Origin of the sequence: Bacillus sp. JJ634 (assembly GCF_036962285.1) — a bacterium.
In the GTDB taxonomy this organism is placed as follows: domain Bacteria; phylum Bacillota; class Bacilli; order Bacillales; family DSM-1321; genus Peribacillus; species Peribacillus asahii_A.
Genome location: NZ_JBALMU010000095.1, coordinates 263 through 7,309 on the forward strand (window position 1 = coordinate 263; position 7,047 = coordinate 7,309).

Below are 7,047 nucleotides of genomic sequence, written 5' to 3' on the forward strand. Positions count from 1 at the left end.
TTTCTTTTTATGTAAAAAAATCAGAGGTGTCTTAAAAGATTGAAAGTTACGGTAATATCTATCTCTATTTTATAAATATTGGGTTGAATATGACATTAATATAGGGATAATGTCATAATTCCACCTTATCTGTAATGATATTTATCAAACTAAAAAGAAATGTAATGGAATCGTTCTGTAAAATGAGGACCACCTCATGTTAGTGTAATACCAACGAGGCCACAGGAGGTAGCACCCATGAACAACACTTACATGAAAACATTAGTTTTAACTTGTGTAGCTACATTTGCATTTATAGGGCTACAAAATAGTACGGTCGAGGCTATTACCGAATATCAAGTTGTAAAAGGAGATAGCCATTGGAAACTTGGACAACAATATGGTATAACCATTGATGATATAAAACAAGACCATAGTCGTCATGACGATTGGATTTATACAGGAGACATGTTACAAATTCCGAATAAATTAAAAGTATTATCCATACAATCATCAAAACCTAAAATAGAAAGGCCAAAAAAAGAACCAGAGAAACCAGCCATTTCAATTTCAAATAAAGAGAAAGACTTATTTGCCCGATTGGTAGAAGCTGAAGCAAAAGGTGAATCATATAAAGGAAAAGTAGCAGTTGCGACTGTTGTATTAAACCGAGTGGATTCTCCTGAATTTCCAAATAATATTACAGATGTTATTAATCAAGTAGTAGGCAATAGCTATGCCTTTTCACCTGTTCAAAATGGTGAAATTAGTAAACCAGCATCAGATGAGTCGAAACGAGCAGTGGATGAAGCATTAATGAGAAAAGATCGTTTAAATAATTCAATGTACTTTTATAACCCAGATATTGCAACGGATGATTGGATTCGTACTCGTAACGTCGTGAAGACAATTGGTAATCATGTATTTGCAAAATAATGAATAAAGAACCGTCGACCGTTATATTTAGGTAGTAAACGATAAAGTCAATAAAATCATAGGCAGGAACATATTTGATATGTACAATATGTTCCTGCCTTTTTGTTATGGCTGCTTTAGAATAAAGTTTGATCAAATGGATACTAATAACTTCAATAAATGAGCAAGAGGAAAGAGCATGTTTTGAAAGTTCATACTCTGATTCAATCTTATTCATTAGGATTTTAAATTCTTCATTCATGATATCTATATCATTATTTTATATGCTAATCTATAATTATCACCAATAATTGCTAAATGATAAATATGATAGTTTTATTATTTTCATCTACCTACACGATCCTTTGGCTGATATTATTCCTGAATAGAAAGGAAAAGGGCCTACGCTATTACTATGCCATAAAGGAGTTGTTATCACCGTAATGGACATCTTTCGGTTTATCTTTACTAACATATTATCTCTATTTGCTCAAGTATTTAAAATTCAACAACATTGGGTATGGGAAGTTTTAAGTTTATTGATGAGTATCGTGGCTATCGGACTTTTGATATGGGGATTAGTTGCCCTATTTTCACATAAGGAAGAAGCTATTACAAACAAATATAAACGAATACTATATAACGTTTCTTTCTATTCTTTAGTAGGATTACAAATTGGCTTTCTTTTATTTTTTATGGGCCTTATCGGGATAAGTATGGTGGTTATCGGACTTTTTATTTTGGGATTTGTTGCCCTATTTTCACATAAAGAAGAAACCTTTATAAACAAATATAAACGAATATTGTATAACGTTTCTTTTTATTCTTTAGTAGGGTTACAAATTGTCCTTCTCTTATTTTTTATAAGTCGTATTGGGATTACCATTTATATTGCGAGTTCCGATTCCAAACTAAAGGATTACACTTTTGATGCTCAAGCACTGCAATATGAATTAACGAATATTTTTATCTACGATCAAAAAGGAAATCCAGTATATAAAGTCGTTCATAATAGTACCAACAGAGATGTTGTGACGTTAGATGAAATGCCTACTCAACTACAACGTGCGTTTGTGGATGTTGAGGACAAACAATTTTATCAACACATCGGTGTATCCATTGAAGGATACATTCGTGCCTTTTTTTATGAAATGATTCGTCCATCACAAAAAATGCACGGAGGAAGTACAATTACACAACAATTGATTAAAAATGTGAACGGGGACATATACAATAGAAATGTCTTACACAAATTTCAAGAGGCCCTTTTATCGATCATTATCGAGAGCAAATATAGCAAAGAAGAAATTCTCGAAATGTATTTAAATCGGATTTATTTAGGAGAAGGCGTATATGGAGTAGGTACAGCTGCGAGACAATATTTTAATAAAAACGTTTATGATTTAACCTTAGTTGAAAGTGCGTATTTAGCTGGTTTGCCAAAAGCACCTTCTACGTATACAGAGGACTTAAAAGCAGGAAATCAACGTAAGAATATTGTCTTACAAGCAATGAAAGAGAATGAAACTATCACAGAAAACCAATATCAAAAAGCGGTACAACAAACCGTTGTATTGAAACAGTCCAAGACCAAACAGACTTCTGCTTTAGATTCATATGTTGATTATGTATTAAAAGAAGCAAAAGAAGATTATGAACTGAGTGACAAAGATTTACAAAGTAATGGGTATCATATTTATACGTATTTAGATACTGAATTTCAACAGCATATGTACCAAACGGCTCAATCTTTTTCTTACAAAGACGATCAAGAATCCAAAGATAAAAAAGTGCAAGTGGGGATAGCAGCTGTTGATAACGACAATGGAAACATTATTGCTTTATATGGAGGACGGGATTTTGTCAGAGGATACTTAAATCGTTCGTATCAATATTATCAACCAGGTTCTATTATTAAACCACTTGTTGTATATGCACCTGCTTTGGAAACAGAAAAATGGAATGCACAATCAACCGTCATTGATAAAAAAACCAATTTTGACGGCTATTCCCCTAAAAATGCAGGAGAAAAATATGGAGGCAAAATCACACTAGAACAAGCCGTAATTCGTTCAGCCAACATCCCTGCTGTTACAGTATTTCAAGATATCGGCGTAAAAACCGGTGTAAAAGTATTAGAAAAAATGGATATCGAGATACAAGACAAAGACAAACAGTTGCACTTGGCGTTAGGCGGAATGGAAAAAGGAGTTACCCCTATTCAAATGGCACAATCGTACGCTGTCTTTCCTAACTACGGATACTTTAAACCAGCGAAAGCCATTAAGTTGATTAAAAGTAAAAACGGAGAGTTCGTTCAAAAGAAGGAACAAGCCGAAATAAAAGGTATCGATGTTTTTACATCAGAAACCGCTTATCATATGACGGAAATTTTGCAAAAAGTCATAACCAATCCAAATGGAACAGGAAAGAACGCTAAAATCGGTGTTCCTGTTGCAGGAAAAACAGGTACAACAGAAGAAGAAGGAACAAATGGAGGGATTCGAGATGCTTGGTTTGTGGGTTATACACCGAATGTTACGATGTCCGTCCATTTAGGGTTTGATCAACCAAGTAAGGCCCTCTATCTAACGACTTCAGGTGGCGATAATCCAGCTACCTTATTTGCTCGTATTATGAAAGAATCACGTAAAAATACTGCTTCGGTTGCTTTTCAAAAACCACAAAGCGTAAAAGAAATAGAAGAAAGAACAGCAAAAGAAGCGGAAAATACAAGCCTTATACAAGATTCAAAAAAGAAATTATCTGAAATGACAGCTTCTATCGCTTCCTTTTTCGAACGTTTCGTTCAAAATATTAAAACAGAATAACTAGATAAAAACAGCAGATTATACGTCTGCTGTCAGACTGTAAGCAAACTNNAGTTTGCTTACAGTCTGAAATTCCATCAGGTATCTATATACCTCTTTCAAATAAATGTAGTCTTTGCACCAGAACCTCCCCCTCCTCATCGTTTCCCCGTAATCTTCTCAAACCAACTCCCATGTAGGCTTGTCCCGTCTTAACCTCACGATACCTCCTTGATGACTAAACGCCTTGCCCCCACTTGCACCTTTATTTTTATAGACACGCAAGTAGGCTTCGTTCATATTTTGATTACTTAGAATCCGTTCTAAAAGTTCCACATTCGTGTCTCCTATCCTCTCACGTAGTAAGTTTTGGTTAGCCTTTGAGATACGCTCATACTCTCACCATTAATACATTCGGAGTACGTCACTTACGCATTCGTGGTGTTGAAATACTATAAATTGTTCAGCCCTTCATGAATTAATTTCACTACTATGGCTTCTGCTGACTTCTTGCGACTAACCGTTTTCGACTGTACTATTGTACATCCGCAAGACCTCCCAGGGTAAGACAACTATCTCTCCTCTTTTACTCGCCTGATTTACTCTACAAAGTTACGCACATCTTTTTGGACTTTGACTTGTTATGGAGCCTCATCCCTTTATAAAGCCTTAGTATCAGATTTGTGTTCGTCGAGCCAAGATTTTATTCCAAGCTTCCTTCAACTCTCACCTCACGATAAATACCTTGCGCTTCCTTAGTGGTTGGTCGATGTGTACCCCACAGTGGACTTTCACCACCTAGATAGTCGTCATGTCTGGCACACATAAGAAAAAGGCTGCCGTAGCAGCCTTAACTTAGTATCCGTTATCTTAACATCATTTATGTTGTTAGCTTGATAGGCATGTGGCAGTACTCCTTACTAAATATTTACCTTGCCTTCGCTTTTATCCAGCTGAGTATTTACCGTTTGTATTTTGTCCGCAGGTTTTTTCGACCAATAAGTGGCGATAATCGGACCGGAAATATTATGCCAAACCGCACCAAGAACACTAGGTAAAGCGGCTAATGGTCCAAAGTGTGCAGTGGCTAATGCCACTCCTAAACCTGAGTTTTGCATGCCGACTTCAATAGAAATAGCTCTTCGATTACTTTCATCAAGCTTTAATGCAAGAGCTGTAAAATAGCCAAGCAGCAGTCCGAACGCATTGTGAAGCATTACAGCTATAAATACAAGGAATCCAGCTGTAGCAAGGCTATGTGCATTCCCTGCGACAACAGCAGATACAATTATGATAATTGCCACAACTGATATTAAAGGGATAACAGTAATACTTTTTTCAACAACTCTCGGAAGAAATTTTCTAATAAAAATACCCAAGATGATTGGAATAATAATTACTTGAATGATTGAAAGAAACATGGCCATCGGGTCTACCGGCATCCATTTACCTGCAAGTAAAAGTAATAATGATGGTGTTGCAATCGGTGCTAATAGTGTCGAAAAAGACGTCATTGTGATTGATAAAGGTACATTTCCTTTAGCAAGATACACCATGACATTTGAAGCAGTCCCCCCTGGTACACAACCGAGAAGGACAAGCCCTGCAGCCAATTCCGCTGGCAAGTTCATGATATAGGCAATCAAGTAGGCTGAAAGCGGCATGATAATAAATTGGGCACAAACCCCAATAATCACTGGAATAGGGTTCGTTAAGATTAGTTTAAAATCAACCGCTTTCAACGTCAGCCCCATACCAAACATAACGATTCCTAGCAAAATAGTAATATATCCACCAAATATTAAAAAAGGAGCCGGAGCTATAAAGGCAATAACTGCAATACAGATGACCCATACAGCAAAATATTTTCCAGCTATCGTACTTATGACCTCTAAAATTTTCATATAATGTCCCCCTATCTTTTCACTTTTATAATTTTATTTGGATTGAAAAGGGTATCAGGGTCGAGTGCTTGTTTAATTTTTTCCATCACAAGCAACGCTTTTCCGTGCTCTTTCTCTTGATATTTCTGTTTACCCACGCCGACACCATGTTCTCCTGTACAGGTTCCCCCACGTTCTAGCGCATACATCACAATCATTTCATTGAATTCATTTGTTCTTTTTATGTCATCAGCATTGTTCATATCAATCATCAGAAGAACATGGAAATTACCATCACCAACATGGCCTACTATGCCTCCAGGCAACGCTAACGTATTCAGCGCCTCTCTCGCATGCTCAATCGCCCCAGCTAACTCTGAAATTGGTAAGCAAACATCCGTCACCATCAGTTTTTTTCCTGGGTTTCCATGGATATAAGCGTAAGCTATGTTATGGCGAGCATCCCATAATTGATTTCGAGCCGCATTATCTGTCTCAAATTCAATGCCTTCACAATTGTGCTCTGCTACAATCTCTTTCATAAATTCAACATCTTGATTTAATCCAGCTTCATTACCATGAAACTCTAAAAATAAGGTTGGTTGCTCCTTGTAGGCTGTTTCACTATACAAGTTCACTTGTTTCATAGAAGGTTTATCTACAAGTTCAACCCTTGCAATCGGAATGCCCGCTTGTAAAATACTAACGACGGCAGCTACAGCATCTTTAACGGTTGGGAAGGAAGCTCTAGCAGCCATAATATGTTCAGGAATACCATAGACCCGAAGTGTTAATTCTGTAAAACAGCCGAGGGTGCCCTCAGAACCGACAAAAAGACCGTTTAAATGATATCCAGATGAAGACTTTTCTGCTAGATTCCCAGTATTTATTACAGTTCCATCTGCTAAAACAACCTCCAAATCACGAACTTGGTCGCGCATGACTCCGTATTTAACAGATGTTGTTCCACTAGCATTTGTTGCTGCCATACCGCCAAGTGATGCATCTGCTCCCGGATCTACTGAGAAAAACAACCCGTATTTTTTCAACTCTTTGTTTAACTCAGAACGTGTCACACCTGGTTGAACCCTTACGAGAAAGTCATTTCCCCTGACTTCTAATATTTTATTCATGAGAGAAAAATCGATGGTAATGCCATTGTCATAAGGAATAACATGCCCCTCTAAGCTCGAACCTCTTCCAAATGGTACAACAGGTACTTTGTATTGACCCGCTATTTTTACTACGTTACTCACTTCTTCCGTCGTTTCCGGAAATACAACTATATCCGGTAGACTAGGGGCGTGATACGACTCGTCTTTGCTATGCTGCTCTAATATCGTTTGATTTACTGTTACTTGACTTTCTGAAAGCACACTCCGTAGAGCAAAAACCAATTCTTCATTTGTTGCTATCATTGCATTCTCCCCTTATTACTCTTATTATTGCCGCATTATAAA

The 7,047-nt window shown here is 36.9% G+C and carries 4 protein-coding genes; 2 read left to right on the top strand and 2 right to left on the bottom strand.

What is annotated here, in order from left to right; all coding sequences use genetic code 11:
• Positions 1-237 precede the first annotated feature (237 nt).
• The gene (locus tag V7068_RS14460; protein ID WP_499713364.1) at positions 238-915 is read left to right on the top strand and encodes a cell wall hydrolase; all 678 of its coding nucleotides are present in this window, start codon (positions 238-240) and stop codon (positions 913-915) included.
• 422 nt (positions 916-1,337) lie between these two features.
• A complete protein-coding gene (locus V7068_RS14465; RefSeq protein ID WP_499713365.1) occupies positions 1,338-3,725 on the top strand; it encodes a PBP1A family penicillin-binding protein in 2,388 nt (795 codons plus the stop codon).
• Positions 3,726-4,624: 899 nt separating this feature from the next.
• On the opposite strand, the gene V7068_RS14470 is transcribed toward V7068_RS14465, so the two are convergent.
• Both V7068_RS14470 and V7068_RS14475 read right to left on the bottom strand, forming a co-directional pair.
• Positions 4,625-5,608 carry a bile acid:sodium symporter family protein gene (locus tag V7068_RS14470; protein WP_499713366.1) on the bottom strand — a complete coding sequence of 328 codons (984 nt, stop codon included), beginning with the start codon at positions 5,606-5,608 and terminating at the stop codon, positions 4,625-4,627.
• Between the two features lie 11 nt (positions 5,609-5,619).
• Positions 5,620-7,005 carry an FAD-binding oxidoreductase gene (locus V7068_RS14475; RefSeq protein ID WP_499713367.1) on the bottom strand — a complete coding sequence of 462 codons (1,386 nt, stop codon included), beginning with the start codon at positions 7,003-7,005 and terminating at the stop codon, positions 5,620-5,622.
• Positions 7,006-7,047: the final 42 nt, after the last annotated feature.

Coding starts and splice junctions, on each gene's coding strand:
- V7068_RS14460 (WP_499713364.1), top strand. CDS start 238: ATGAACAACACTTACATGAAAACATTAGTTTTAACTTGTGTAGCTACA.
- V7068_RS14465 (WP_499713365.1), top strand. CDS start 1,338: ATGGACATCTTTCGGTTTATCTTTACTAACATATTATCTCTATTTGCT.
- V7068_RS14470 (WP_499713366.1), bottom strand. CDS start 5,608: ATGAAAATTTTAGAGGTCATAAGTACGATAGCTGGAAAATATTTTGCT.
- V7068_RS14475 (WP_499713367.1), bottom strand. CDS start 7,005: ATGATAGCAACAAATGAAGAATTGGTTTTTGCTCTACGGAGTGTGCTT.